This is a genomic window from Rhodoferax sp. (genome assembly GCF_028715765.1).
Taxonomy (GTDB): Bacteria; Pseudomonadota; Gammaproteobacteria; order Burkholderiales; family Burkholderiaceae_C; genus Rhodoferax.
Window position 1 is genome coordinate 18,366 of the sequence record NZ_JAQURE010000025.1, and the last position, 25,925, is coordinate 44,290.

General features: G+C 59.8%; 24 protein-coding genes and 1 pseudogene. 23 read left to right on the forward strand and 2 right to left on the reverse strand.

Translation table 11 applies throughout. The features are described 5' to 3' along the window. Positions 1-5 precede the first annotated feature (5 nt). The 19 genes from PHT20_RS10155 (at position 6) to PHT20_RS10245 (ending at position 18,721) form a co-directional block, all read left to right on the forward strand. Positions 6-275: an MmoB/DmpM family protein gene (locus PHT20_RS10155; protein ID WP_161124063.1), complete on the forward strand. Its 270-nt coding sequence runs from the start codon at positions 6-8 to the stop codon at positions 273-275. Positions 276-301: 26 nt separating this feature from the next. Then, positions 302-1,861, forward strand: coding sequence for an aromatic/alkene/methane monooxygenase hydroxylase/oxygenase subunit alpha (locus PHT20_RS10160; RefSeq protein ID WP_301020445.1), 1,560 nt, complete (start codon positions 302-304; stop codon positions 1,859-1,861). Then, positions 1,858-2,214 carry a phenol hydroxylase subunit P4 gene (locus PHT20_RS10165; protein ID WP_161124061.1) on the forward strand — a complete coding sequence of 119 codons (357 nt, stop codon included), beginning with the start codon at positions 1,858-1,860 and terminating at the stop codon, positions 2,212-2,214. Before PHT20_RS10160 ends, PHT20_RS10165 begins: the two co-directional genes overlap by 4 nt. A 78-nt stretch (positions 2,215-2,292) precedes the next feature. Next, a complete protein-coding gene (locus tag PHT20_RS10170) occupies positions 2,293-3,357 on the forward strand; it encodes a phenol 2-monooxygenase domain-containing protein (RefSeq protein ID WP_301020446.1) in 1,065 nt (354 codons plus the stop codon). A 13-nt stretch (positions 3,358-3,370) separates the two neighbouring features. After that, a complete protein-coding gene (locus PHT20_RS10175) occupies positions 3,371-3,718 on the forward strand; it encodes a 2Fe-2S iron-sulfur cluster binding domain-containing protein (RefSeq protein WP_301020447.1) in 348 nt (115 codons plus the stop codon). Positions 3,719-3,753: 35 nt separating this feature from the next. Continuing rightward, on the forward strand, positions 3,754-4,698 hold the full coding sequence (locus tag PHT20_RS10180; protein WP_301020448.1) for a catechol 2,3-dioxygenase: 945 nt from the start codon (positions 3,754-3,756) through the stop codon (positions 4,696-4,698). Between the two features lie 86 nt (positions 4,699-4,784). Next, on the forward strand, positions 4,785-5,654 hold the full coding sequence (locus tag PHT20_RS10185; protein WP_301020449.1) for a transporter: 870 nt from the start codon (positions 4,785-4,787) through the stop codon (positions 5,652-5,654). A 267-nt stretch (positions 5,655-5,921) separates the two neighbouring features. Further along, a complete protein-coding gene (locus PHT20_RS10190; RefSeq protein ID WP_161124057.1) occupies positions 5,922-6,833 on the forward strand; it encodes a LysR family transcriptional regulator in 912 nt (303 codons plus the stop codon). 185 nt (positions 6,834-7,018) lie between these two features. Beyond that, positions 7,019-7,450, forward strand: coding sequence for a heme-binding protein (locus PHT20_RS10195; RefSeq protein ID WP_161124056.1), 432 nt, complete (start codon positions 7,019-7,021; stop codon positions 7,448-7,450). 18 nt (positions 7,451-7,468) lie between these two features. After that, positions 7,469-8,929, forward strand: coding sequence for a 2-hydroxymuconic semialdehyde dehydrogenase (locus tag PHT20_RS10200; RefSeq protein WP_161124055.1), 1,461 nt, complete (start codon positions 7,469-7,471; stop codon positions 8,927-8,929). An 11-nt stretch (positions 8,930-8,940) separates the two neighbouring features. Further along, the gene (locus PHT20_RS10205; RefSeq protein WP_301020450.1) at positions 8,941-9,780 is read left to right on the forward strand and encodes an alpha/beta fold hydrolase; all 840 of its coding nucleotides are present in this window, start codon (positions 8,941-8,943) and stop codon (positions 9,778-9,780) included. Between the two features lie 98 nt (positions 9,781-9,878). Continuing rightward, positions 9,879-10,661: a 2-oxopent-4-enoate hydratase gene (gene dmpE / locus PHT20_RS10210; RefSeq protein WP_301020451.1), complete on the forward strand. Its 783-nt coding sequence runs from the start codon at positions 9,879-9,881 to the stop codon at positions 10,659-10,661. A 16-nt stretch (positions 10,662-10,677) separates the two neighbouring features. Beyond that, a complete protein-coding gene (locus tag PHT20_RS10215) occupies positions 10,678-11,271 on the forward strand; it encodes an antibiotic biosynthesis monooxygenase (RefSeq protein WP_301020452.1) in 594 nt (197 codons plus the stop codon). A gap of 12 nt (positions 11,272-11,283) precedes the next feature. Continuing rightward, a complete protein-coding gene (locus PHT20_RS10220) occupies positions 11,284-12,078 on the forward strand; it encodes an SDR family oxidoreductase (RefSeq protein WP_301020453.1) in 795 nt (264 codons plus the stop codon). 20 nt (positions 12,079-12,098) lie between these two features. Next, positions 12,099-13,010, forward strand: coding sequence for an acetaldehyde dehydrogenase BphJ (bphJ, locus tag PHT20_RS10225; protein WP_301020454.1), 912 nt, complete (start codon positions 12,099-12,101; stop codon positions 13,008-13,010). A 14-nt stretch (positions 13,011-13,024) separates the two neighbouring features. Further along, the gene (gene dmpG, locus PHT20_RS10230; RefSeq protein WP_301020455.1) at positions 13,025-14,056 is read left to right on the forward strand and encodes a 4-hydroxy-2-oxovalerate aldolase; all 1,032 of its coding nucleotides are present in this window, start codon (positions 13,025-13,027) and stop codon (positions 14,054-14,056) included. A gap of 13 nt (positions 14,057-14,069) precedes the next feature. Beyond that, entirely contained in the window at positions 14,070-14,858 is a 789-nt protein-coding gene (dmpH, locus tag PHT20_RS10235) for a 2-oxo-3-hexenedioate decarboxylase (protein WP_301020456.1), read from the forward strand. A 6-nt stretch (positions 14,859-14,864) separates the two neighbouring features. Continuing rightward, positions 14,865-15,074 (forward strand): 2-hydroxymuconate tautomerase, encoded by a 210-nt coding sequence (locus PHT20_RS10240; protein ID WP_301020464.1) that lies wholly within the window; start codon positions 14,865-14,867, stop codon positions 15,072-15,074. Positions 15,075-15,274: 200 nt separating this feature from the next. Continuing rightward, positions 15,275-18,721 (forward strand): pyruvate carboxylase, encoded by a 3,447-nt coding sequence (locus tag PHT20_RS10245; protein ID WP_301020457.1) that lies wholly within the window; start codon positions 15,275-15,277, stop codon positions 18,719-18,721. 52 nt (positions 18,722-18,773) lie between these two features. Here PHT20_RS10245 and PHT20_RS10250 read toward each other — a convergent pair whose 3' ends face one another. Both PHT20_RS10250 and PHT20_RS10255 read right to left on the reverse strand, forming a co-directional pair. Beyond that, on the reverse strand, positions 18,774-19,991 hold the full coding sequence (locus PHT20_RS10250) for a benzoate/H(+) symporter BenE family transporter (RefSeq protein ID WP_301020458.1): 1,218 nt from the start codon (positions 19,989-19,991) through the stop codon (positions 18,774-18,776). 9 nt (positions 19,992-20,000) lie between these two features. Beyond that, on the reverse strand, positions 20,001-21,875 hold the full coding sequence (locus PHT20_RS10255) for a sigma-54-dependent Fis family transcriptional regulator (protein WP_301020459.1): 1,875 nt from the start codon (positions 21,873-21,875) through the stop codon (positions 20,001-20,003). A 598-nt stretch (positions 21,876-22,473) separates the two neighbouring features. Between PHT20_RS10255 and PHT20_RS10260 the strand changes: the two genes are divergently transcribed. The 4 genes and pseudogenes from PHT20_RS10260 to PHT20_RS10275 all read left to right on the forward strand — a co-directional run. Beyond that, on the forward strand, positions 22,474-23,718 hold the full coding sequence (locus PHT20_RS10260; RefSeq protein WP_301020465.1) for an amidohydrolase: 1,245 nt from the start codon (positions 22,474-22,476) through the stop codon (positions 23,716-23,718). A gap of 126 nt (positions 23,719-23,844) precedes the next feature. Continuing rightward, a complete protein-coding gene (gene benA / locus PHT20_RS10265) occupies positions 23,845-25,164 on the forward strand; it encodes a benzoate 1,2-dioxygenase large subunit (RefSeq protein WP_301020460.1) in 1,320 nt (439 codons plus the stop codon). Then, complete coding sequence (gene benB / locus PHT20_RS10270; protein ID WP_366520921.1) at positions 25,161-25,652, forward strand: benzoate 1,2-dioxygenase small subunit; 492 nt, start codon at positions 25,161-25,163, stop codon at positions 25,650-25,652. Before benA ends, benB begins: the two co-directional genes overlap by 4 nt. A 45-nt stretch (positions 25,653-25,697) precedes the next feature. Beyond that, positions 25,698-25,799, forward strand: a pseudogene (locus PHT20_RS10275) (NADH oxidase); the annotation flags it as partial. Positions 25,800-25,925 lie beyond the last annotated feature (126 nt).

The window sequence follows — 25,925 nt, forward strand, 5'->3', positions numbered from 1 at the left end:
TCAGCATGTCCAACGTTTTTATCGCCTTCCAGGACAACGAAGATTCGCGTCCCATCATCGAGGCCATCCTGGCCGACAACGCGGCCGCGCAGGCCACTTATCCGACCGGACTGGTCAAGATCGATGCGCCCGGCCGCCTGGTGATCCGCCGCGAGACCATCGAGGAGCTGGTCGGACGCGCCTTCGATTTGCAGCAGATTCACGTCAATCTGGTCACCCTGTCGGGCCGCATCGACGAAGACGATGACGAGCTCTCGCTGAGCTGGTCCAACTGAAGTAGAATTTACACCAAGGAGCATTCATGGATACCCCTGTTATCAAAAAGAAACTCGGTCTCAAAGAACGTTATGCCGCCATGACGCGTGGCCTGGCCTGGGACACCACCTACCAGCCCATGGACAAAGTGTTTCCGTATGATAAATACGAAGGCATCAAGATCCACGACTGGGACAAGTGGGAAGACCCGTTCCGCCTGACCATGGACGCCTACTGGAAATACCAGGGCGAAAAAGAGAAAAAGCTCTATGCCGTGATCGAGGCGTTTGCACAAAACAACGGCCAGCTCGGTGTGACCGACGCGCGTTACATCAGCGCGCTCAAGCTTTTCCTCACTGGCGTGACTCCGCTGGAGTACTACGCCTACCGTGGGTTTGCCCACGTGGGTCGCCAGTTCACCGGTGCCGGCGCGCGCGTGGCCTGCCAGATGCAGTCAATCGACGAACTGCGCCATTACCAAACCGAAACCCATGCGTTAAGCCACTACAACAAGTACTTCAATGGTCTGCACAGCGCCAAACACATGTTTGACCGCGTGTGGTACCTGTCGGTGCCGAAGTCGTTCTTTGAAGACGCCTACACCGGCGGCCCGTTCGAGTTCCTGACCGCAGTCAGTTTCTCGTTCGAGTACGTGCTGACCAATCTGCTGTTCGTGCCCTTCATGAGCGGCGCCGCCCACAACGGCGACATGTCGACCGTGACCTTTGGTTTCAGTGCGCAATCTGACGAATCACGTCACATGACGCTGGGCATCGAGTGCATCAAGTTCATGCTGGAGCAAGACCCCGACAACGTGCCGATCGTGCAGGGCTGGATCGACAAATGGTTCTGGCGTGGTTACCGGCTGCTGTCCATCGTGGCCATGATGCAAGACTACATGCTGCCCAAGCGCGTGATGAGCTGGCGCGAGAGCTGGGAAATGTACGTCGAGGAAAACGGCGAGGCGCTGTTCAAGGACCTGGCGCGTTACGGCATCCGCAAACCCAAGGGCTGGATCCAGGCTTGCGAAGGCAAGGACCACATCAGCCACCAGACCTTTGCCGTGTTTTACAACTACAACGCCGCCGCCCCCTTGCACACCTGGATCCCCAAGGAAGAAGAGATGGCCTGGCTGTCGGAGAAGTACCCCGAGACCTTCGACAAGTACTACCGTCCGCGCTGGAACTATTGGCGCGAGCAGGCGGAGCAAGGCAACCGCTTCTACCAGAAGACGCTGCCCATGCTGTGCCAGATCTGCCAGGTCCCGATGATCTTCACCGAGGAAGGTGATGCCACCAAAATCGCCTACCGCGAAAGCGACTACAAGGCTTACAAGTACCACTTCTGCAGCGACCACTGCAAGGAAATTTTTGACAACGAGCCCGAGAAGTATGTCCAGGCCTGGCTGCCACCGCAGCAGGTCTACCAGGGCCACTGCTTCAAGGAAGGGGTTGATCCCACCGCCGAGGGCTTCGACCCCCTGCTGGCCTTGCTGGATTACTACAACATGACCGTCGGTCGCGACAACTTCGACTTTGAGGGTTCAGAAGACCAGAAAAACTTTGCCGCCTGGCGCGGTGACTCTGCAGAAGGAAGCACGAAATGAGCGTCAACGCCCTGAAACCCTATGACTTTCCCGCCAAGGACGTGCGGGAGAACTTTCCGGCGCCGCTGCTGTTCATCGGCTGGGACCAGCACCTGCTGTTTGGCGCGCCGATTGTGTTGCCCTTGCCCGCCGACACGCCGTTTGGTGCCCTGGGCAGCGCGGTGTTGCCCGGCACCTATGGCTACCACCCTGACTTTGCCAAGATCGACTGGGCGACAGTGCAATGGACCAAGTCTGGCCAACCCTGGACGCCCGACCCGGCCAAGACCCTGGCGGAAAACGGGCTCAAGCACAAGGACGTGATCCGCTTCAAAACGCCCGGCCTGTCCGGCCTGAACGGATCCTGCAACTAAGTGTTCCAGCTTCAGCAGGTGGGGCCAACCCGCCTGCTGCGGCAGCTGCATTGCCATCTTTCACCAACCAAAGAGACCATGAGTTACCAACTGACCATTGAACCGCTGGGCGCGACCATTGAAGTCGAAGAAGGCCAGACCCTGCTGGATGCTGCGCTGCGCCAGGGCATCTACATTCCGCACGCCTGCGGTCATGGTTTGTGCGGCACCTGCAAGGTGCAGGTGAGCGACGGTGAGGTCGACCACGGCCACGCCAATCCCTTCGCGTTGATGGATTTTGAGCGCGATGCCGGCAAGACGCTGGCCTGCTGCGCCACGCTGCAAAGCGATGCCACCATCGAGGCCGACATCGACGAAGAGCCCGACGCCGAGATCATTCCGGTACGTGACTTTGACTGCACGGTGTCGCGCATCGAATCGCTCACACCCACCATCAAAGCCATTTTTCTGAAGCTTGACAAGCCTTTGCACTTCCAGGCCGGCCAGTATGTGCAGGTGGTGATTCCCGGCATCGAAGGCGGCCGCGCGTTTTCCATTGCCAATTCCCCGGCACAAGTTCAAGCCACGGGTGAAGTCGAGCTCAACGTGCGTATTCTCAAGGGCGGCGCGGGCACCACCTGGTTGCACGAGCAGCTCAAGGCGGGTGATGCCCTGCGCATCTCCGGGCCCTACGGCCGCTTCTTTGTGCGCAAGTCGGCCAACGAGCCGGTGGTGTTTTTTGCCGGCGGCTCAGGCCTGTCGAGCCCGCGCTCGATGATTCTGGATTTGCTCGAGTCCGGCAGCACGCTGCCAATCACCCTGGTCTATGGCCAGCGCTCGCAAGAAGAGCTTTATTACGACGCCGAGTTTCGTGCGCTGGCCGAACAGCACGCCAACTTCAACTACGTGCCGGCGCTCTCCGACGCGGCGCTGGGCGATAGCTGGCAGGGCGCACAAGGCTATGTCCACGACGTGGCCAAGGCCCACTTTGCGGGCAACTTCTCCGGCAACAAGGCCTACCTGTGCGGCCCGCCCGTCATGATCGAGGCCTGTATTTCCACGTTGATGCAAGGGCGTCTGTACGAGCGCGACATCTACACCGAGAAGTTCCTCTCGGCAGCAGATACCAAGCAGCAGCGCAGCCCCTTGTTTAAACGGGTCTGAGGGGAGCGGCACGATGTTTTTTGACACCCGCCCCAAGGTTGCTGTTCACGTCGCGCAAACCGGCGAAACATTTCCCTGCGCGCATGATGAAAGCTTGTTGCAAGGCATGTTGCGGCTGGGTCGCAAAGGCATCCCGGTGGGCTGCGTCAACGGCGGCTGCGGTGTCTGCAAGGTTCACATCATGGAAGGCCAGATCAAATCCCTGGGCCCCGTCAGTCGCGCCCACGTCAGCGTCGAAGAAGAAGCCGCCGGCTTCACCCTGGCCTGCCGTGTGGCACCGGTCACCGCCGTTCGGCTGGAGGTGACAGGCAAGTTCGAAAAGCCGTTCCGCCAAGGGTTTGCCAGCACGGCAAGCGCCTGATTTTTTATTCAACTTTCAACCACAAGGAGATAGCAATGGGCATTATGCGAATTGGCCACGTCAGCATCAAAGTGATGGACATGGCAGCGGCTCTGAAGCACTATGAAAACGTGCTGGGCATGAAAAAAATGATGGAGGACAAACACGGCAATGTGTACCTCAAGTGCTGGGACGAGTGGGACAAATACTCCCTGATCCTGACGCCGTCCGATCAGGCCGGCCTCAACCACGTCGCCTACAAAGTCGAAAAAGACAGCGACCTCGACGACTTGCAAAAGAAAGTCGAAGCCTACGGTGTCGCCACCACCATCCTCGAAGAAGGCACGCTGCCGTCCACCGGTCGCCTGTTGCAGTTCAACCTGCCCAGCGGCCATGAAATGCGCCTGTATGCCATGAAAGAGTACGTGGGTACCGAGGTCGGCACCAACAACCCGGACCCGTGGCCGGACAACCTCAAGGGCGCGGGCGCCCACTGGCTCGACCACTGCCTGCTGATGTGCGAGATGAACCCGGAAACGGGTGTCAACAAGGTGGCGGAAAACACCAAGTTCGTGATTGAGGTGCTCGACTTTTTCCTGACCGAACAATTCCTGGTGGGCCCGAATGGTGACATGCAGGCTGCCACCTTTCTGGCGCGCACCACCATGCCGCACGACATCGCTTTTGTGGCCGGTCCGCGCATGGGGCTGCACCACATTGCTTTCTTCCTGGATTCGTGGCACGACATTCTGAAGTCGGCCGACGTGATGGCCAAGACCAAGACCAAGATCGAAGTGGCTCCCACACGCCATGGCATCACCCGCGGTGAGACCATCTACTTCTTCGACCCGAGCGGCAACCGCAACGAAACCTTTGCCGGCCTGGGCTACTTGGCCCAGCGCGACCGGCCTGTGACCACCTGGGACGAATCACACCTGGGCAGCGGCATTTTTTACCACACGGGTGAGATGGTGCCGTCCTTCACCGAGGTGTACACCTGATTGCCTGAGCGGTGTCTCCCCGCCGCGCCCCCTGCATGGCGTGGCGGCCCATGTTTTTTGTCCTCCATTTTTTGAACCACACAACCATGAAAAAAATCGTTTTAGCCGCCCTGGCCACGGTGGCCAGCGTGTGCGCCACCGCAGGCGGGCATTACTTGCCCGGCGTTGAAGGCATTCAGGCCGCCAGCGTGCCGCCACCCGGCATGTATTACCTGGGTTACCTGGTGAACTACAGCATTGACGAGCTGCGCGCGCCCGGCAGCGAAACCAGCATTCCAGGCAACAACACCGGCACCGTCAGCGCGCTGGCCAACCGCTTTGTCTACATCACCAACACCAAGGTCTTGGGTGCCGACTACGGCGTGGAAGCCATCGTGCCGGTGATCCGCAAGTCGATGGCCTTCGCTGGCGAGTCCAGTTCCGGCGTCGGTGATATCTATCTGGGTCCGCTGGTGCTGGGCTGGCATGGTGGCAACTGGGATGCGGTTGCGGCAGCGGGCCTGTGGTTTGACAACGCCAACAGTGATTCGATCTCCAAGCCCGGCAATGGCTACAAGTCCACCATGTTGACCGGCGGCGGCACTTACTACTTTGACGCTGCCAAAAGCTGGAGTGGTTCGGCCCTGCTGCGCTACGAGATGAATTCCAAAGACGACCGTGGGTTTGAGCCCGGCGACCAGGTCACCATGGAGTGGGGTTTTGGCAAGTCAATCGGTCCGGTGCAAGTGGGCGTGGTGGGCTACGACCAATGGCAGACCAGCGACGACACGGGCACCGGCGCCAGCAACGACCGCGCCGAGCGCCATGCCATCGGCGTGGAGGTGGTTTACCCGCTGATGAAAGAGGCCGGTGTGATGCTCAAGGCCGCTTATTACGACGAGTATTCCGCCAAGGGCGGCAGCAACCCCCAGGCCAAGGGCTCGACCCTGCGCTTCACGTTTGTCAAGGCCTTCTGAGTCATGCCACGCCCCCTGATGCGAGACGGTGCCAGGGGGCGCAGCACGGCTTGCGCTATGCAAAAGGGGTATAGCTTGGTTTCGAAAATGGTATTGGACGGTATCGCAATGCGTTTCTACGATAGCGGCAACCCAACGCTGGACACGGGTCAGCGGCTGGGGATCGCCCCACAACCAAGAGACACCATGCGCCGCCAATCGATCAGCCACCTAGACCACCGGACCGCCATCCAGGCCCTGGGCGTCACCGCGTCCGGTGTTTGAGCCATGGACCTGCGACAACTGAAAAATTTTGTGGTGTTGGCTGAAGAGTTGAACTTCAGCCGCGCGGCCGTACGCTTGCATATTTCGCAGCCACCCTTGAGCCGCCAGGTGCAAGCCATAGAAAGCGAGATCGGCGCGCCGCTGTTCGAGCGTCTGCCCAAAGGCTTGGCGCTGACCGCCGCCGGGTGCACCCTGCTCGACGATGCCCGGCGCATTCTGGGCATGGTGGACGCTGCCAAAGACCGCGCGGGCCAGGCCGGTCGGGGCGAAATGGGCCGCCTGGATGTGGGCATTTTTGGCTCGGCCATCTTTCACCACATTCCGCGCCTGCTGTTGCAGTTTCGCAGCCTCTACCCCCAGGTGAAGATCAGCCTGCATGAACAAACCAAGGCCGAACAAATTCGGGCATTGCGTGAGCGGCGTCTGACCATTGGCTTCAACCGCCATGTCCGGCCCGAGCCGGACCTGGTGGTCGAACCGGTGTACCAGGAGCCGCTGCTGGTAGCGTTGCACGGTGAGCACCCGCTGGCGCAACAAGCCGCCATCAGCGTGCGCGAACTCAGTGCGCAGCCGCTCATTCTGTACCCCAACAACACGCGTGAAGGCTTTGCGGACCATGTGTTGTCCTTGTTTCGCATGGCCGGGCTGCAAGCCCAGGTGGAGTTGCAAGTGAAGGACGTCGTCACCGCAGTGGCCCTGGTCTCCAGTGGTTTTGGCCTGTGCGTGACGCCCGAGGCAGCCAGCAGCCTGCAACTGCCGGGGGTGGTGTATCGACCGCTTAAAGCCGATCCGCCGCCGACGGTCGACCTGGTTTGCCTGTACCGCCGGGGCGATGTCTCGCCGGTGCTGATGGCCTTCCTGGAGACTGTGCGCAAATTTCAGCCGGAAAGCGGCGGCAAAGATCGCGTCTTCTGACCCCGTCATCATGCCAAGTCCCAGTGCCATGAAAAAGAGCGTTTGCCGGGTGGTTGAACCGTCAAGCGTCTTGTCCCCCTCAACCTGCTACCGGAGATATTCAAAATGGCAATGACAGGTGTTTTGCGCGCGGGCCATGCCCCGATTTGCGTGCCTAAACAAGCTCTGCTGAACGAGGTGCACGGATGAAAGTGTCTGTTTCACAAGCGGTGATTGGCTGGGATGCAGCCGCCGCAGCGGCCCGCGCTGCCGCGCAGCACGCTGACAGCCTGGGCATCGCCATCAACATCGCAGTGGTTGATCTCGGCGGTAATCTGGCCGCGTTTTTGCGCATGCCGGGTGCCTTTTTGCACTCGATCGACATCGCCATCGACAAGGCTTACACCGCCGCCAGTTTCGGTTTGCCGACCAGTCAGTGGCACGGCGCGTTGCAGGAACACTCGGCGGCGGTACGTGAAGGCATCGTGCTGCGTCCACGTTTTGTCGCCTTTGGCGGTGGCTTACCGATTGTCGAAGCAGGTCAGCGCATTGGCGGCATCGGTGTCTCGGGCGGCTCCGAGGAACAGGACGAGGCCTGCGCGCAAGCGGGACTGAAAGCCATCGGTTTGAACAGTTAACTTTTAGAAAATTGCACCATGAAACAGATTCTGAACTTCATCAACGGCGAATACGTCAGCAACGTCAGCGGCAAGACGTACGAAAAACGCAATCCCGTAGACAACTCCCTGATCGGCATGGTCCATGAAGCCGGCCAGCCCGAGGTGGACGCGGCAGTTGCCGCCGCCCGTGCCGCCCTGCACGGCCCCTGGGGCAAACTCTCGGTGGTGGACCGCTGCGCCATGCTCGACGGCGTGGTGGCCGAGATCAACCGCCGCTTTGATGACTTTTTGCAAGCCGAGATTGCCGACACCGGCAAACCCGCGCACCTGGCCTCGCACATCGACATCCCGCGCGGTGCCGCCAACTTCAAGATCTTCACCGACACCATCAAAAACGTCTCGACCGAATCCTTCGAGATGCGCACCCCCGACGGCAAGACCGCCCGCAGCTACGGTGTACGCACACCACGTGGTGTCATCGCCATCATCTGCCCATGGAACCTGCCACTGCTGCTGATGACCTGGAAATGTGGCCCGGCCATGGCCTGCGGCAACACCGTGGTGGTCAAACCGTCGGAAGCCACCCCCAGCACCGCCACCCTGTTGGGCGAAGTCATGAACAAGGTCGGCGTGCCGCCAGGCGTTTACAACGTGGTCAACGGTTTTGGTGTCAATTCCGCCGGCTCCTTCCTCACCGCCCACCAGGGTGTCAACGGCATCACCTTCACTGGCGAAACCAAAACCGGCACCGCCATCATGAAAGCCGGTGCCGACGGCATCCGCCCGGTGTCTTTGGAGCTCGGTGGCAAGAATGCCGCTGTGGTCTTTGCCGACTGCGATTTTGAGAACACCATCGCCACGGTGACCCGTTCCTGCTTCGAGAACGCCGGCCAGGTCTGCCTGGGCACCGAGCGCGTGTATGTGGAGCGCCCGATTTTTGAGAAGTTCGTCGCCGCGCTGAAGGAGCAGGCCCAGAAGATGAAACCGGGCCGCCCGTTTGACCATGACACCAAGATCGGCCCGCTGGTGAGCAAAATCCACCAGAAAAAAGTGCTGGGCATGTACCAGAAGGCCAAGGAAGAGGGCGCCAACATCGTCTTCGGCGGCGGCATTCCCGACATGCCCGACGATTTGAAGGACGGCTGCTGGGTGCAACCCACCATCTGGACCGGTCTGCCCGAAACCGCCACCGTTGTCACCGAAGAAATCTTCGGGCCCTGCTGCCACATCCAGCCGTTTGACACCGAAGAAGAAGTGCTCAACATGGTCAACGCCAACCGCTATGGTCTGGCCACCTCGATCCACACGCAGGACATCAGCCGTGCCATGCGTCTGGCGGGCGCGATTGAAGTCGGCCTGTGCTGGATCAACAGCTGGTTCCTGCGCGACCTGCGCACGCCCTTTGGCGGCTCCAAGCAGTCGGGCATCGGGCGCGAAGGCGGCGTGCACTCGCTGGAGTTCTACACCGAACTGCGCAACGTGATGATCAAGTATTGAAAGACAAATCTATGACCCAGAATCCTGAAATCGGCAAATCTATTGTTGCCAACGGCATCACCACCAACTACCACGACGTCGGCACCGGCTTTCCGCTGCTGATGATCCACGGCTCGGGTCCGGGCGTGAGCGCCTGGGCCAACTGGCGCCTGAGCATTCCGGTGCTGGCCAAAGAGCGCCGGGTGATTGCGCCCGACATGGTGGGCTTTGGTTACAGTGATCGCCCGGCCGGCATCCAGTACCACATGGCCACCTGGGTGGCGCAGGCCGTGGGCCTGCTTGATGCGCTGAAGATCGAGCAGGCCGACCTGGTCGGCAACTCGTTTGGCGGTGGCCTGGCGCTCGCGCTGGCCATTTCACACCCCAAGCGGGTGCGCCGCCTGGTGTTGATGGGCGCAGCCGGGGTGTCGTTCCCGATAACTCCCGGTCTGGATGCGGTCTGGGGCTACCAGCCCTCGATTGCCAACATGCGCAAGCTGATGGACTTGTTCGCCTTTGACCGCTCACTGATGAGTGACGAACTGGCCGAATTGCGTTTTAAGGCCAGCATCCAGCCCGGCTTTCAGGAAGCCTTTCAATCGATGTTTCCTGCGCCCCGGCAAAACGGCGTAGATGCGCTGGCCAGCACTGAGGTCGACATTCGCGCGCTGCCGCACGAGACCCTGGTGCTGCATGGCCGGGAAGACCTGGTGATTCCGTTGTCGAACTCCCTGACCTTGGCCCAATGGATTGACCGCGCGCAACTGCATGTGTTTGGCCGCTGTGGCCACTGGACGCAGATTGAGCACGCAGCCCGCTTTTGCCAACTGGTTGGGAATTTCCTGGCCGAGGCCGACGCACAGGCTGCCTGATAGATTTAGAAAAATACAAAGTTGATAGCTACTTGTGCTTATTTCATAAGAGCTAGAGGCGTAAAACATCATTAATTAACCAACCGGACTGAACCTCAATGGATTCAAAACTGATCGAAACCCTGGGCGACGAGCTCTACCACGCCATGAGCACCCAAACCGTGGTGGACCCGCTCACCACGCGTCACCCCGACATCACCATCGAGCACGCCTACCACATCCAACAGCGCATGTTGTCACGCCGCATCCAAGCGGGAGAACGCGTGGTGGGCAAAAAAATTGGTGTGACCTCGGCGGCGGTGATGAACATGCTGGGTGTGTACCAGCCCGATTTCGGCTACCTGCTGGACGGCATGATCTACAACGAAGGCCAGTCCATCGACATCGCCACGCTGATCCAGCCCAAGGCCGAGGGTGAAATTGCCTTCATTCTTAAAAAAGACCTGATGGGCCCGGGCATCAGCAACGCCGACGTGCTGGCTGCCACCGAATGTGTGATGCCGTGTTTTGAGATCGTGGACAGCCGCATCCGCGACTGGAAGATCAAGATCCAGGACACCGTGGCAGACAACGCCAGCTGCGGTGTCTTTGTCTTGGGCGACCGCGCTGTGGACCCCCGTCGCATCGACTTGTCCACCTGCGGCATGGTACTGGAGAAAAACGGCGAGATCATTGGTACCGGCGCCGGTGCGGCCGCCTTGGGCTCACCGGTGAACGCCGTCACATGGCTGGTTAACACCTTGGGCCGCCTGGGCATTGGCATGAAAGCCGGGGAGGTGATTCTGTCAGGCGCACTTGCCGCCATGTCACCCGCCAAGGCCGGTGACAACTTCCGGGTGTCGATTGGCGGGCTGGGCAGCTGCTCGGTGCGCTTTTCCTGAAACTGCCTGAGTCGTCATGGCTACAGCCGATCCTCACGCCCCCAGCGCCGTCACCGTGCTGGTGTCGCGCCGCGTCAAGCCGGCTCATGAGGCCGCTTTCGAGCAGGCATCGGAGGCGATGACCGCTGCCGCCCGGCTTTTCCCGGGTTACCTCGGTGGTCAGTTGGTGCGTCCGGACGCGCAGGCAGACGACGAGGAAAGCAACCTGTACCACGCGGTGTTTGCCTTTGACACGCCTGAGCACATGCAAGCCTGGCAAACCTCGTCTGTGCGCACCGAGCGCCTGCAGGCCATTGCGCCGCACACGCTCGGCAGCACCAGGTTGCGTGAGGTCAGTGGCCTGGGCCACTGGTTTACCCCGCCCACAGGTGCAGTGCACCAGCCACCACCACGCTGGAAAGTGGCAGTGGTCACCTGGTTGGGCATCTTCCCCACGGTGTACGTGCTGTTCCTGACCGTGGCACCGCTGCTGGCCAACTGGCCGCTGCTGCCTCGCGTGATGGTCATCACGTTGCTGGTGGTGCTGCTGCTCATGACTTGGGTGGTTGCGCCGCGCCTGACCCGCTGGCTAAAACCCTTTTTGTATCCGCCTGCACGCGGCAACACCTGACAAGGAGTCTGTATGGATTTATTACTCAAAGGCAAACGCGCCCTGGTGACCGGCTCTACCTCCGGCATTGGTTGGGCCACCGCCCGCGAACTTGCGGCAGAAGGAGCGCATGTGATCCTCAATGGCCGCGACAAGGCGCGACTGGCCAGCGCTGTGGCTCGCCTTCAGTCCGAGTTGCCGCAAGCTTCAATCGACGGCGTCGCCGCTGACCTGTCGACATCCGCCGGTTGCCAGCAGTTACTGGCGGCTGCGGGTGAACTTGATATTTTGGTCAACAACCTGGGCATCTTTGAGCCCAAGGCCTTTGAGCAGATCAGCGACGACGACTGGATGCGCTTTTTTGAAGTCAATGTGATGAGCGGTGTGCGTCTGGCACGGCATCACTTGGCTGACATGAAAGCGCGCGGCTGGGGCCGCATTGTGTTCATCTCCAGCGAGTCAGGCATTTGCCCACCGGGCGACATGGTGCATTACGGCATGAGCAAGTCGGCGCAACTTTCGGTGTCGCGTGGTCTGGCTGAGACCTGTACCGGTACCGGTGTGACCGTCAACAGCGTGCTGCCTGGCCCAACCCGCACCGAAGGGGTGGGCGAGTTCTTTGCCACGCTGGCTCGCGAAGCCGGCCAGACGCTGGAACAGGCTGAGCGTGACTTTTTCAAATCGGGCCGCCCGACCTCGCTGTTGCAGCGTTTCATCGAGCCCGCTGAAGTGGCCGCCATGGTGGCCTATGTGTGCAGTCCGCGTTCGGCGGCTACCAATGGCGCTGCGCTGCGCGTCGATGGCGGCGTGGTTCGCTCTCTTATCTAATTTCAACTGACGGAGTTTTTATGAAAAAAATCAAATGTGCCCTGATCGGGCCCGGCAACATCGGCACCGACCTACTGGCCAAACTGCAACGCAGTCCGGTGCTGGAGCCAGTCTGGATGGTGGGGATTGACCCCAATTCAGACGGCCTCAAACGTGCCCGCGAGATGGGCATCAAAACCACTGCGGAAGGCGTGGATGGCCTGATTCCTCACATGGTGGCAGACGGCGTGCAAATCGTTTTCGATGCAACCAGTGCCTATGTGCACGCCGAAAACAGCCGCAAAGTGAATGCCCTTGGCGCGCTGATGATTGACCTGACACCTGCGGCCATCGGCCCGTTTTGTGTGCCGCCAGTCAACCTGATCGAGCATGTGGGCAAGGGTGAGATGAACGTCAACATGGTCACCTGCGGCGGCCAGGCCACGATCCCGATGGTAGCGGCGGTGAGCCGCGTGCAAGCGGTGGCGTATGGCGAAATTGTGGCCACCGTGTCGAGTAAATCTGCCGGCCCCGGCACGCGCAAGAACATTGATGAATTCACTCGCACCACCGCCAGTGCAGTGGAAAAAGTCGGTGGTGCCAAAAAGGGCAAGGCCATCATCATCCTCAACCCGGCTGAGCCGCCGCTCATCATGCGCGACACGGTGCACTGCCTGACGGAGACCGAGCCCGATCAGGCCAAGATCACCGAGTCGATCCACGCCATGATCAAAGAGGTGCAAAAGTATGTGCCGGGCTACAAACTGGTGAACGGCCCGGTGTTTGACGGCAACCGGGTGTCGGTCTTTCTGGAAGTGGAGGGCCTGGGCGACTACTTGCCCAAGTACGCCGGCAACCTCGACATCATGACCGCTGCCGCCGCTCGCACGGCAGAGATGTTTGCCGAAGAAATCATTGCGGGTCGCTTGACGCTCAAACCCCTGCAAGCCTGACCCCAACCTGGAGAATGAACATGACACAAGCCAAAAAAATCACCTTGCACGACATGACCCTGCGCGACGGCATGCACCCGAAACGCCACCTGATGACGCTGGAGCAGATGAAAAGCATCGCCTGCGGTCTGGATGCCGCAGGCATTCCGCTGATCGAAGTCACCCATGGCGACGGCCTGGGCGGCTCTTCCGTCAACTACGGTTTTCCAGCCCACACCGACGAGGAATACCTCGGCACCGTGATCCCGCTGATGACACAAGCCAAAATATCCGCGCTGCTGCTGCCCGGTATCGGCACCGTTGACCACCTACTGATGGCCAAAGACTTGGGCGTGCACACCATCCGTGTCGCCACGCATTGCACCGAAGCCGATGTGTCCGAACAGCACATCACCAAGGCTCGCGCGCTGGGCATGGACACCGTGGGTTTTCTGATGATGGCACACATGGCCAGCGCAGAAAAACTGGTTACCCAGGCCAAACTGATGGAAGGCTACGGGGCCAATTGCATCTACGTCACCGACTCGGCCGGTCACATGTTGCCCAAGGATGTGAAAGAAAAGCTGAACGCCGTGCGGCAGGCGCTGAAACCCGAGACCGAATTGGGCTTTCACGGCCACCACAACCTGGCCATGGGTGTGGCCAATTCGCTGGCAGCGATTGAAGTCGGTGCCAACCGCATCGACGCAGCGGCTGCGGGATTGGGCGCTGGTGCAGGCAACACGCCGATGGAGGTGCTGGTGTCAGTGCTGGACCTGATGGGCATCCCCACTGGTGTGGATGTGTACAAGATCCAGGACGTGGCCGAAGACCTGGTGGTGCCGATCATGGACTTCCCGATACGTATTGACCGCGACGCGTTGACCTTGGGTTACGCCGGTGTCTATGGCAGCTTCTTGCTGTTTGCCAAACGCGCAGAGAAGAAATACGGTGTCAGCGCCCGCGACATCCTGGTCGAAATGGGTCGGCGCGGCATGGTCGGCGGCCAGGAAGACATGATTGAAGACACAGCCATGACGCTGGCCCGTGCCCGTGCTGCGGCATAACCCAAGGAACCCTATGAAACTCGATATTCAAACCATCAACGCCTTGGCTGATCGGCTGGAAGGCTGCCAGCTGGCGCAAAAAGACACCACAAAAATCACCGATGACCATCCCGATATGGATTGGGATGATGCCTACGCCATCCAGAACGAAATCCGACGCCGTAAACTGGCCCGTGGCCGCACCATCGTCGGCCTGAAGGCTGGACTGACCTCACACGCCAAGATGAAGCAAATGGGTGTCAGCACGCCAGTGTTTGGCTTCATGACCGACGACTATGTGGTGGCAGACGGCGGCGAGTGCAAGGTGAGCGAATTGATTCACCCCAAGGTCGAGCCCGAAATTGCCTTTGTCACCAAGACTGAGCTGCGCGGCCCCGGCTGCCACATTGGCACCGTGCTGGCCGCCACCGACTTTGTCATGCCAGGTATTGAGGTGATTGACAGCCGCTACCGCGACTTCAAGTTTGACCTAAAAAGTGTGGTGGCCGATAACACCTCAGCCGCACGTTTTGTGGTGGGCGGTCAGCCGATGAACGTGAACGATTGCGACTTGCGCACGGTGGGCGTGGTGATGGAAAAGAACGGCGTGCCCGTCGCGTTTGGAGCCGGCGCCGCGGTGATGGGACACCCGGCGGCAGCCATTGCGGCACTGGCCAACTTGCTCGGTGCGCGTGGCGAGTGCATTCCTGCTGGCACCTTGATCCTGTCTGGTGGCATCACCGAAGCCGTGGCGGTACAAGCCGGTGACAACGTGACCCTGCGCGTGCAGGGCATGGGCAGCACTAGCATCCGTTTTGTTTAGACACAAATTTTCAGGAGAAACACCATGCCATTTGCCCAGATATACATGATTGAAGGTCGTACCGAAGATCAAAAGCGCGCTGTGATCGAAAAGGTCAGCGCCGCCCTGGTTGAGGCCACCGGTGCGCCGCTGGCCAATGTGCGCGTCTGGATTCAGGATGTGCCCAAAGAAAACTGGGGCATCGCTGGGGTCAGCGCCAAAGATATGGGTCGTTAGTAGCCTGGCAGACACAAAGCTTGTGTCACTGCGCTTGTCCATGTTGGGGCACCAGCTGCGCTGCCAGTCCATGTCATCAGGACACAGGTGTTTCGGCACCTTTGTCCTGTTCTGCGTTAACCGTGCAGTTCATTCATCAGTTGGGGTCAGAGCACGTCGCTACCCGAGGTAGTCTGACCCACAAAGTTTTCTAACCCACCATGAAAAAAATCAAAAGCATCCTGGTTGCCAACCGCAGCGAAATCGCCATCCGGGTGCTGCGCGCAGCGTCTGAAATGGGTATCCGCACCGTGGCCATCTTCTCCAACGAAGACCGTTTTGCCTTGCACCGCTTCAAATCCGACGAGTCTTACCTGGTGGGTGCCGGCAAAAAGCCAATTTCGGCCTACCTCGACATTGACGACATCATCCGTATCGCCAAAGAGGCCGAGGTGGACGCGATTCACCCCGGCTACGGTTTCCTGAGTGAGAACCCGGATTTTGCCGACGCCTGCGCGGCTGCCGGCATTGCCTTCATCGGCCCCAAAGGTGATGTCATGCGCACCCTGGGCAACAAGGTGGCGGCGCGTGCCGTGGCAATCGCGGCCGGGGTGCCAGTCGTCCCGGCCACCGGTGCCTTGCCCGACGACATCGAAGGTGCCAAAGCCATGGCGCTCACCGTGGGTTACCCGCTGATGCTCAAAGCCAGTTGGGGTGGCGGTGGCCGTGGCATGCGGGTGATCGAAACCGAAGCTGACCTGGCACCGATGATGGAGCTGGCCAAACGCGAAGCCCTGGCGGCATTTGGCAACGACGAGGTGTATCTGGAAAAATTGGTGCGCCGCGCCCGCCACGTCGAAGTGCAGGTCATGGGTGACAAGCATGGCAACCTGGTGCACCTGTTTGAGCGCGATTGCTCGGTGCAGCGCCGCAACCAGAAAGTGGTCGAGCGTGCCCCCGCTCCCTACATGGATGAAGCCACCCGCCAGGAACTGTGCGAATCTGCCCTGCGCCTGGCCCGTGCCGCCCACTACAGCCACGCGGGCACGGTCGAATACCTGTATGACGTGGACAGCGGCAAGTATTACTTCATCGAAGTTAACCCGCGCATTCAGGTGGAACACACCGTCACCGAAGTGGTCACCGGCGTTGACATCGTCAAGGCGCAGATCCGTGTCACAGAGGGCGCCAGGGTGGGTGACGACGATTCCTTCATCCCGTTCCAGAAAGATATCAGCCTGCGCGGCCACGCCCTGCAATGCCGCGTCACCACCGAAGACCCGGAAAACAACTTCACCCCAGACTACGGCAAGATCGCGGTTTACCGCAGCGCGGCAGGTTTTGGCATCCGCCTGGATGCAGGCACGGCTTACGCTGGCGCGGTCATCACCCCGTATTACGACTCGCTGCTGGTCAAGGTCACCGCCTGGGGCCACACGCCCGACGAAGCCGCCGCCCGCATGGACCGCGCCCTGCGTGAATTCCGCGTGCGTGGCCTGTCCACCAACCTGCAGTTCCTGGAAAACGTCATCGCCCACCCGCTGTTTCGCTCGGGCGAATGCACCACACGTTTCATCGACACCACGCCCGAGCTGTTCAACTTTGTCAAGCGGCGTGACCGCGCCACGCGGCTGCTCAAGTTTTTGGGCGATGTGGCCATCAACGGCAACCCCGAGATGAAAGGCCGCACGCTGCCCCAGTTGCCGCTGTCGCTGCCGATCAAACCGGTGTGTGACCTCACCGCGCCCGTTCCCAAAGGCACGCGCGACCGCTTGAAAGAGCTGGGTCCGAACCAGTTTGCCCAGTGGATGAAAGACCAGCCGCAGGTGCTGCTGACCGACACCACCATGCGCGACGCGCACCAGTCGCTGTTTGCCACCCGCATGCGCTCAGACGACATGACCGCCATTGCGCCGCATTACGCGCGCATGTTGCCGCAACTGTTCTCGATGGAATGCTGGGGCGGCGCCACCTTTGACGTGGCACTCCGCTTTTTGAAAGAAGACCCGTGGGAGCGACTGGCGCGCCTGCGTGAAGCCACGCCCAACATCCTGTTCCAGATGCTGCTGCGTGCCAGCAACGCGGTGGGTTACACCAACTACTCCGACAACGTGGTGCGTTACTTTGTCCAGCAGGCCGCCAAGAACGGCGTCGATGTGTTTCGCGTGTTTGACTCCCTCAACTGGGTCGACAACATGCGGGTGGCGATGGACGCAGTGATCGAGACCGGTGCCCTGTGTGAAGGTGCGCTGTGTTACACCGGCGACCTGTTTGATGGCAAGCGCAGCAAGTACGACCTGAAATACTACGTGGGTCTGGCCAAACAGCTGGAAAAGGCTGGGGCCCACATTCTGGGCATCAAGGACATGGCGGGTGTGTGCAGACCCCGTGCCGCGTTCGAGTTGGTGCGCGTGCTCAAACAAGAGGTGGGCTTGCCGATCCACTTCCATACCCACGACACCAGCGGCATCTCGGCGGCTTCGGTACTGGCGGCGATTGATGCAGGTTGTGATGCGGTCGATGGCGCGCTGGATGCCATGAGCGGCTTGACGTCTCAACCCAATCTGGGCTCGATTGCCGCAGCACTCAGCGGCTCAGCCCGCGACCCCGTTTTGGACCTGCAAGCCATGCAAGCCTTGTCGCATTACTGGGAAGGTGTGCGCCGTGCCTACGTGCCGTTTGAGGCCGACATGCGCTCAGGCACCTCAGATGTCTACAACCACGAAATGCCCGGTGGCCAGTACACCAACCTGCGCGAACAGGCGCGCGCCATGGGGCTGGCGCACCGTTGGCCCGAAGTCTCCAAAGCCTATGCGGATGTCAACATCCTGTTTGGAGACATTGTCAAAGTCACCCCCACCTCCAAGGTGGTCGGTGACATGGCGCTGTTCATGGTCGCCAACGACCTCAAACCGCAGGATGTCAGCAACCCGGCGCGTGAGATTGCCTTCCCTGAGTCAGTGATTTCACTGTTCAAGGGGGAACTGGGCTTTCCACCGGATGGTTTCCCGAAACCTCTGGAAAAGAAGGTGCTGCGCGGTGAAGCCCCGATGCAAGGCCGGGCTGGTGACCATTTGCCCCCGGTGGACCTGGAGGCCAAACGGCTGGAGGCCGAGCACACCATTGGCCGCAAAGTGAGTGACACCGATCTGGCCTCCTATTTGATGTACCCCAAGGTGTTCAAGGACTACGCCGAACATCGGCGTGATTACAGCGACGTGTCGTTGCTGCCGACCTCACCGTTCTTCTACGGCCTGCTGGACCGCGAAGAAATCGCCATCGACATTGACAAGGGCAAAACTTTGGTGGTGCGCCAGACCGGCCGCTCTGACACGGTGGACGAAGAAGGCAAGATCAAGGTCTTTTTTGAACTCAACGGCCAGCCGCGCACGGTGCGTGTCCACAAGGCAGGTTTGGGTGCGCTCAAAGCCAAACCCAAAGCCGAAGAGGGCAACCCCAAACACGTGGGCGCACCGATGCCGGGCATGGTGGTCACGGTGGCGGTCAAAGTCGGCCAGAAAGTGGCCAAGGGTGACCCGCTGCTGTCGATGGAAGCGATGAAGATGGAGACCATGCTGAGTGCTGAGCGGGATGCCACGGTGCATGCAATCCATGTACGTGCTGGCGAGACAGTCAATGCCAAGGATTTGCTGGTTGAACTGCACTGATTGCGGTGCAATTGTTTCATCAAGCCTGTTTGCCAGCGGTGCCTGTTGCCAGTCAGCCAAAATCGTGGCGCTCAAGCAGCCACGACACCATGATGCCAGCCACCAGACCCCAGAAGGCCGCGCCGATGTTGGCCAGGCTGAGGTCGGCCACCGTGACCAGAAAAGCGACCAGCGCGCCCAGCGTGAATTTGTCCTTGAACGAGGCCATGAAGGCCGACTGAAGCACCCGCAACATCGCCAGGCCCGCCAGCGCCATGATGAACGTTTTGGGCGCATGCAGCATCAGGCTGGTGAAGGCCGGTGACAACAAGCCGAACACCACCGCAAACGCACCCGTGGTGATGCCCGCAACGTAATGACGCGAGCGCTCGCCGGACGCCGTGATGATGGCGTTGGTGGGGCCGGTCAGACAGGTGCTGACACTGCCAACCACCGCACTGAGCAGCGCGCCTGCACCACAGGCAACCGTGATGCTGTCGACCGGTGGCTCATGGCCGACCGCTTTGAGCACGGCGATGCCCTGGCCGTTTTGCACCACCAGCACGGTTATGGTCAGCGGCACCACCAATTCGACCATCGCCGCCCAAGACCATTGCGGCAACTGAAGCACCGGCTGCACCAGTTGCAGGCTCTCCAGCGCGTGACTGTTGAAGCGGCCAAGCAGGACGCTGGCAACCGCACCAACCAGCAGCGCACCGATCAGTGGTGGAAGGCGTCGTCCCAGCGCCGGACGCATGGTCAGCACAATGAACACCAGCACCATGGGACCGGCGATGCCGATATCCTGCTGCAATGACCGAACCAGGTCGAGACCGAAACGCAGAAAAACGCCAGCGACCATGCCCATGACGATCGGCATGGGGACCGACCGCATCACCCGTTTGACCCAGCCCGTGGCGCCCAGCAACAGCATCAGCAGGCCGGTGGCATAGAAGGCGCCGATGACCTGGGGGAAGCTCAGATGCGCCAGCGCTGGGCCTACCAGCACGGTGCCCGGGATGGTCCAGAAGAAGGCCAGGGGCTGTCGGTAAAGCCAGCACATCAGGATGGTGACGAGACCGTTGATGAAAAAGACACCGAAGATCCAGGACGACAGTTCAGCTTCGCTTAAGTCCCCACCCACGCCGACCGACAGAATGATGGCCACCGGTGCCGTGGCGGCAAACATGAAGCCAATGAAGCCGTTGGCCGCGTACAGCGGGCTGAAGTCTGCCAACAGCTGACGCCAGCCGGCGCGGGCAAGCGCCGGGCGTTCAAGGTGAGAGAACATCGAAATACCTTAGTCGCTTTCCTGGAGGATGCCGCGGCTTTTAAGCCGGTAGAGCATTTGCGGGCGGGTAATGCCCAGTGACCTGGCTGCGGCTGCGACGTTGCCTTGGGCCGCGTCAATCGCCCTTCGCAGCAGCATGGTCTCGATCTCTTCGAGTGAGACATTGTCTGGCGACTGATCGCTGCCACCGATCAGCAAATCGTTCACGCGCCGGGTCACGCGATCCAATTCGCCTTGTTCGGCTGGCGCTACGGTAAATGACGCCGGATTGACAGACACGAGTTTGCCCTCGCTGTTGATGGCGTAGCGCTGATCGCTGAACTGCTCTCCACAGGAAAAAAGTTGTGATGCATCGATGGCGTTGTCGTCGCTGGCCAGAATCACGCCCCGTTCGATGATGTTTTCGAGTTCGCGGACGTTGCCGGGCCAATCGTAGGACAGCATGGCATCGACGGCGCGCTGAGTGAAACCGGTCAAGCGACGCTCATGGCGGTGATTGAATTTGGTAAGAAAATGGGCCATCAACAGCGGAATGTCTTCGCGCCGTTCACGCAAGGGCAGGATGCGAATCGGAAAGACGTTCAGGCGAAAAAACAGATCTTCGCGGAAATTGCCGGCCTTGACCTCTTCGCGCAGATCGACGTTGGTCGCCGCAATCACGCGCACATTGATCTTGCGGGTTGACGAGTCACCCACACGCTCAACTTCACCTTCCTGCAACACCCGCAGCAGCTTGCTTTGCGCGCCAAAGCTGAGTGTTCCGATTTCATCAAGAAACAGCGTGCCACCGTCGGCGCGCTCGAACCGACCCGGGCGGCTATGGCTGGCACCGGTAAAAGCGCCGCGTTCAACGCCAAACAATTCGGACTCAATCAGGTTTTCAGGTATCGCCGCGCAGTTCAAGGCGACGAACGGCTTGGCTTGGCGCGAGCTCCAGCGATGCAACATGCGGGCGAATACTTCTTTGCCGACGCCACTCTCGCCAAGGAAAAGCACAGTGGCCTGAGTTGGCGCCACCTTTTTGAGCAGGTGCAGCACCGCGTTGAAACCTGGTGAAATACCCACCGGGTTGTCCAGATCACCCGTTGCTGCGACCGGGCGCGCGGTCGCGCTGGCCTGACGCACAAGCGGCACCGGCGAGCTGACCGAGGTCTCAGGCACCAGGAAGCGCATGTCTTTTCTGGACTCCTCGTCCCAGTCCTCCACCAGTTTGCCGACAATGCGGCACGTCATGTGGCCCATCGACAGACATTCAACTTCACGGTACAGCACTGGGCGCCCCATGAATTCAGTCGAATAGCCTGAGGCGTAGCCGGTCTGCATCCAGCACGCTGGTTCCGTGTCGACCAGGAAATGCCGCATGTGCTCCTCATCCTCGACGGCACTGGTCCAGAGGAATTCTCCGTAATGGACGCCGCGTTCAACGTCAATGTCGAGCCGGACGACTTCGGACAGACCAATGCCCTCAAGACAATGCATCTGCGGACCAACCACAAACATGTCATTGAGCGAGGCCTTGACGCGTACTTTGCGTGCCAGTTGGGCGTCGCAGACGCCGGCGCAATAGCCCATGCGCGTCATGTAGCCGCGTGCCGCGTCGGAGCCCACGTGAGCGATCAATTCCTTGCGCATAGCGCCAAGTGCCTTGGCATGGACCAGCAGCATGCGCTGGTCATCGAGCCAGATCCGGCCATCGCGGGTGGAGAAGTGCAAACGCCCCATCAGGTCAAGGAGGTTGGGATAACGCACCTTGTCAACCTCGGAGTTGGTGGCCTTGAAAACCATCTCGTTGCCCTGCGGGAGTTTGGGGCTTGGCGCAATGCTGGGTGCCACTCGCAATTCCGGCGAACGCGTGTTTTTGCCAAACGTTGTTTTCGGGGTCATGGCAGCCGCCCAGCACCGGTGAGGTGTTTGAATTTCATGATTGTCTCCATCGCATGTCTGCGTTTTGTAAGTTTGTATTGAACGAGCACAAGCCATGCCAACTAGGCCACATCGCAGTCACTCACGCATCTTCCCTGAGCGTTTTCCAATTGACTTGAACTATACGTTGACCAAGGCCACGGACGAGTGAATCAAAAGATACATATTGCGCTGCAACACACTTGAAAACTGTAAATCATTTGATGTATTTCACCTCTGATCGCGCCTCAGTAGAAACCCTAGATTGGTCGCGATTTTCGTAGGTGTAAACCCTAGGTTTTTGGGTTCAATTCTTTCGTTTCCCCAAGGACTGCTGCTTTTGCCGAACAGGGCAGAAAAAGCTGGCATGTCGTTTGCGATAAGTGATCCCGTAAGCCGAAAGTTCCGGACGCTGATCAATAAAAAAATGCCAAGCGCACGGTATTGAGAAGGATTCGATCGAACCCGGAATTAAACAAAACAAGGAGACATCTTGACTTCAATTTTTAAACCTGCACGCACGGCACTGGGCCTGGTCGGTCTGCTGGTCGCTGCTCATGCGATCGGCCAGGCGCCTAGCATTGCCGATCGCTACGGCAAGAACCTCGACGAGCAGATATCGCGCGACTACCCAGGCATCGAGCTCCTCTACAAGGATCTCCATGCCAACCCTGAACTCGCTTTTGCTGAGGTTCGGACGGCGAAGAAGCTCGCCGATGAGTTGCGCGGCCTGGGCTTTGATGTCACCGAGGGCGTTGGCAAAACGGGCGTGGTCGGCATTCTGCGCAATGGCCAGGGACCGACCATTATGGTTCGTACCGAACTCGACGCGCTGCCGATGGAGGAGAAGACGAGCTTGTCCTACGCCAGCAACATCAAGACTACCTACGCAGGCAAGGAAACGTTTGTTGCGCATAGCTGCGGTCATGATCTGCACATGGCCGCATGGGTCGGCACCGCGATGACCCTGGCCAACATACGTGGGCAGTGGCAGGGCACATTGATGTTTGTGGCGCAGCCCGCCGAGGAAGTGTTGAGCGGCGCGAAGGCCATGCTTGACGACGGTCTGTTCAAGCGCTTCGGCAAGCCGGACTTCGCCTTCGCGCTGCACACTTGGCCGATGGCTTATGGCGAGATCGGCTTCAACGTCGGCGCCGTCACGTCCAACTCGGACGGCTTTGAGGCAGTGTTCCATGGCCGCGGTGCTCATGGCTCGGCCCCTGACAAATCCATCGACCCGGTGCTGATGGCTTCGCGCTTCGTTGTTGATGTGCAAGGCGTAATCAGCCGTGAGAAAGATCCTTTTCAGTTCGGCGTATTCAGCGTAGGCGCCATTCAGGGCGGCACCAGTGGCAACATCATTCCGGACAATGTGACACTGCGCGGCACCATCCGTAGCTATGACCAGAGCGTGCGTACCAAGATGCACGAGGGTATCCGTCGCACGGCCAAGGCCGCAGCGGCAACGTCTGGCGCACCCGAACCCGAGGTCAATATCCTGCCGGGTGGTAACGCGGTGATCAACAACGCGGCGCTGGTTGAGCGCACGGAGGCGACGCTGAGGGCCGCGCTCGGCGCCAACATCAAGCGCATGCCGCCCATTACCCCAAGTGAAGACTTCTCAGAGTACGCCGATGCGGGCGTCCCGGCGATGTTCTTCCTCGTGGGTGTGTATGACCCGAAGGATGTCGAGGCGTCGAGGCGACCGGGCGGTAAGCCCTTGCCGGGAAATCACTCGCCGTCCTTTGCGCCAGTGCCCGAGCCGACCATCAAGAGCTCGGTCAAGGCAATGAGTTTGGCGGTGCTCACGGCATTGCAGCGCTGAGCGCCAAAAAACAAGCAGCATGTTGCATTCAAAACCTTAGCCGAACCATTTTTAAACAGCCAACAGGAGATCAGTGTGATACAGACCAACGTAGATAACGCGACCAAGCTGAGTCAACTCGATGCCATGCTCGAAGACGATGCCGTCAAGCATGTCCATCGGCTCGACCGGGCGGCCTTCACCGATGAGCAGCTCTTTGAGCTGGAAATGAAGTACATCTTTGAAGGCAACTGGGTGTTCATGGGCCACGAAAGCCAGTTGCCCAACATCAACGACTACATGACCGTCTACCTGGGTCGCCAGCAAGTTGTCATCACCCGCAGCAAGGACGGCAAGCTCAATGCCTTCGCCAACACCTGCACGCACCGCGGTGCCACGCTGGCGCGCCACAAGAAGGGCAACAAGTCGAGCTTCACCTGCCCGTTCCACGGCTGGACCTTCAACAACAGCGGCAAGTTGCTCAAGGTCAAGGACCAGACTGCCGACGCTGGCTACCCGCCCAGCTTCAACTGCGAAGGCAGCCATGACCTGGTGCGCATCGGCGCTTTCGACAGCTACCGCGGCTTCCTGTTCGGCAGCATTGCGGCCGACGTGCTGCCGCTTGCCGAGCACCTGGGTGAATCCACCAAGATCATCGACATGATCGTCGACCAGTCTCCCGAAGGCATTGAGGTGCTGCGCGGCACCTCCACCTACACCTTCGATGCCAACTGGAAGCTGCAGGCTGAAAACGGCGCCGACGGTTACCACGTCACCGCTGTTCACTGGAACTACGCGGCCACCACCGGCCGTCGCGGCGCCGACGGCAAGGTCGACACCATCAAGGCCATGAGCGCCGGCAAATGGGCGCAGCAAGGGGGTGGTTCCTACTCGTTCAAGCATGGCCACATCCTGTTGTGGACCAACTGGGCCAACCCGGAAGACCGTCCGCTGTGGGCCAAGCGTGCCGAATGGGTTGAGAAGTTTGGCGAAGAACGTGCCGACTGGATGCTGCGCAAGTCGCGCAACCTGTGCCTGTACCCCAATGTTTACCTGATGGACCAGTTCAGCTCACAGATCCGCACCATCCGCCCGATCTCGGTCAACCAGAGCGAAGCCACCATCTACTGCATCGCGCCCAAGGGCGAACCGGCCGAAGCCCGCGCCCGCCGCCTGCGCCAGTACGAAGACTTCTTCAACGCCAGCGGCATGGCCACACCCGACGACCTGGAAGAGTTCCGTGCCTGCCAAACTGGTTATGAGGCCCGCATCGTCAAGTGGAACGACATGAGCCGCGGTGCCACGCATTGGGTCAAGGGGCCGGATGCCACGGCGGACCTGATCGGCCTCAAGCCCGAGCTCAGCTGCATCAAGACAGAAGATGAAGGTTTGTACATCGGCCAGCACGAATACTGGCTTGACACCATGAAGAAGGCTTACGCCGCTGAACAAACACAAGGAGAATAATGATGCTGAGTTACGAATCCATTCAAAGCTTTTTGTACCAGGAAGCCCGCGCCCTTGACGAGCGCCGCTGGGATGACTGGTTGGCGTTCTACGCGCCGGACGTCGAGTTCTACATGCCGTCCTGGGACGATGACGGTGAGCTCACCACCGATCCGCAAAAAGAAGTCTCGCTGATCTATTACCCCAGCCGCGCCGGTCTGGAAGACCGCATTTTCCGCATCGAGACCGAGCGCGCCGCTTCGGCGATTCCCGACACCCGTGTCGGTCATGCGGTGAACAACATTGAAGTGCTCAAGCAGGACGAAAACAGTGTGGAAGTGCGCTTCAACTGGACCACACACGCTTACCGCTACAGCATTGTCGACGTGTATTTTGGCCACTCCACCTACACCATTGACACCTCGGGTGCCAAGCCGGTGATCAAGCGCAAGTACGTGGTGCTAAAAAACGACCGCATCCACCATTGGCTCGACGTCTACCACATCTGATTTCATCCAATAGCCCTCTGCCACTTTTCATAGGAAACCGCTCTCATGTCATACAACATTGCGCTGCAGTTCGAAGACGGTGTCTCGCGCATCATCCCCTGCGATGCCGACGAACTGGTCTGCGACGCCGCTTACCGGGCCAAGATGGCTAAATGAGCCCATCCCCTCGAAAAGGTAAAACGAGCGGATTTCCCCAATGAAAGAGTGACACGATATTTGCTGAAATCGCTTGATCCAGCAATGTAATGTCAGCCACCCCAGGAAAAATCAACA

Coding starts and splice junctions, on each gene's coding strand:
- PHT20_RS10175 (WP_301020447.1), top strand. CDS start 3,371: ATGTTTTTTGACACCCGCCCCAAGGTTGCTGTTCACGTCGCGCAAACC.
- PHT20_RS10205 (WP_301020450.1), top strand. CDS start 8,941: ATGACCCAGAATCCTGAAATCGGCAAATCTATTGTTGCCAACGGCATC.
- PHT20_RS10195 (WP_161124056.1), top strand. CDS start 7,019: ATGAAAGTGTCTGTTTCACAAGCGGTGATTGGCTGGGATGCAGCCGCC.
- PHT20_RS10255 (WP_301020459.1), bottom strand. CDS start 21,875: ATGACCCCGAAAACAACGTTTGGCAAAAACACGCGTTCGCCGGAATTG.
- PHT20_RS10250 (WP_301020458.1), bottom strand. CDS start 19,991: ATGTTCTCTCACCTTGAACGCCCGGCGCTTGCCCGCGCCGGCTGGCGT.
- PHT20_RS10170 (WP_301020446.1), top strand. CDS start 2,293: ATGAGTTACCAACTGACCATTGAACCGCTGGGCGCGACCATTGAAGTC.
- PHT20_RS10180 (WP_301020448.1), top strand. CDS start 3,754: ATGGGCATTATGCGAATTGGCCACGTCAGCATCAAAGTGATGGACATG.
- PHT20_RS10220 (WP_301020453.1), top strand. CDS start 11,284: ATGGATTTATTACTCAAAGGCAAACGCGCCCTGGTGACCGGCTCTACC.
- PHT20_RS10200 (WP_161124055.1), top strand. CDS start 7,469: ATGAAACAGATTCTGAACTTCATCAACGGCGAATACGTCAGCAACGTC.
- benA (WP_301020460.1), top strand. CDS start 23,845: ATGCTCGAAGACGATGCCGTCAAGCATGTCCATCGGCTCGACCGGGCG.
- dmpH (WP_301020456.1), top strand. CDS start 14,070: ATGAAACTCGATATTCAAACCATCAACGCCTTGGCTGATCGGCTGGAA.
- PHT20_RS10190 (WP_161124057.1), top strand. CDS start 5,922: ATGGACCTGCGACAACTGAAAAATTTTGTGGTGTTGGCTGAAGAGTTG.
- PHT20_RS10160 (WP_301020445.1), top strand. CDS start 302: ATGGATACCCCTGTTATCAAAAAGAAACTCGGTCTCAAAGAACGTTAT.
- PHT20_RS10185 (WP_301020449.1), top strand. CDS start 4,785: ATGAAAAAAATCGTTTTAGCCGCCCTGGCCACGGTGGCCAGCGTGTGC.
- PHT20_RS10155 (WP_161124063.1), top strand. CDS start 6: ATGTCCAACGTTTTTATCGCCTTCCAGGACAACGAAGATTCGCGTCCC.
- bphJ (WP_301020454.1), top strand. CDS start 12,099: ATGAAAAAAATCAAATGTGCCCTGATCGGGCCCGGCAACATCGGCACC.
- PHT20_RS10215 (WP_301020452.1), top strand. CDS start 10,678: ATGGCTACAGCCGATCCTCACGCCCCCAGCGCCGTCACCGTGCTGGTG.
- dmpE (WP_301020451.1), top strand. CDS start 9,879: ATGGATTCAAAACTGATCGAAACCCTGGGCGACGAGCTCTACCACGCC.
- dmpG (WP_301020455.1), top strand. CDS start 13,025: ATGAACATGACACAAGCCAAAAAAATCACCTTGCACGACATGACCCTG.
- PHT20_RS10165 (WP_161124061.1), top strand. CDS start 1,858: ATGAGCGTCAACGCCCTGAAACCCTATGACTTTCCCGCCAAGGACGTG.
- PHT20_RS10245 (WP_301020457.1), top strand. CDS start 15,275: ATGAAAAAAATCAAAAGCATCCTGGTTGCCAACCGCAGCGAAATCGCC.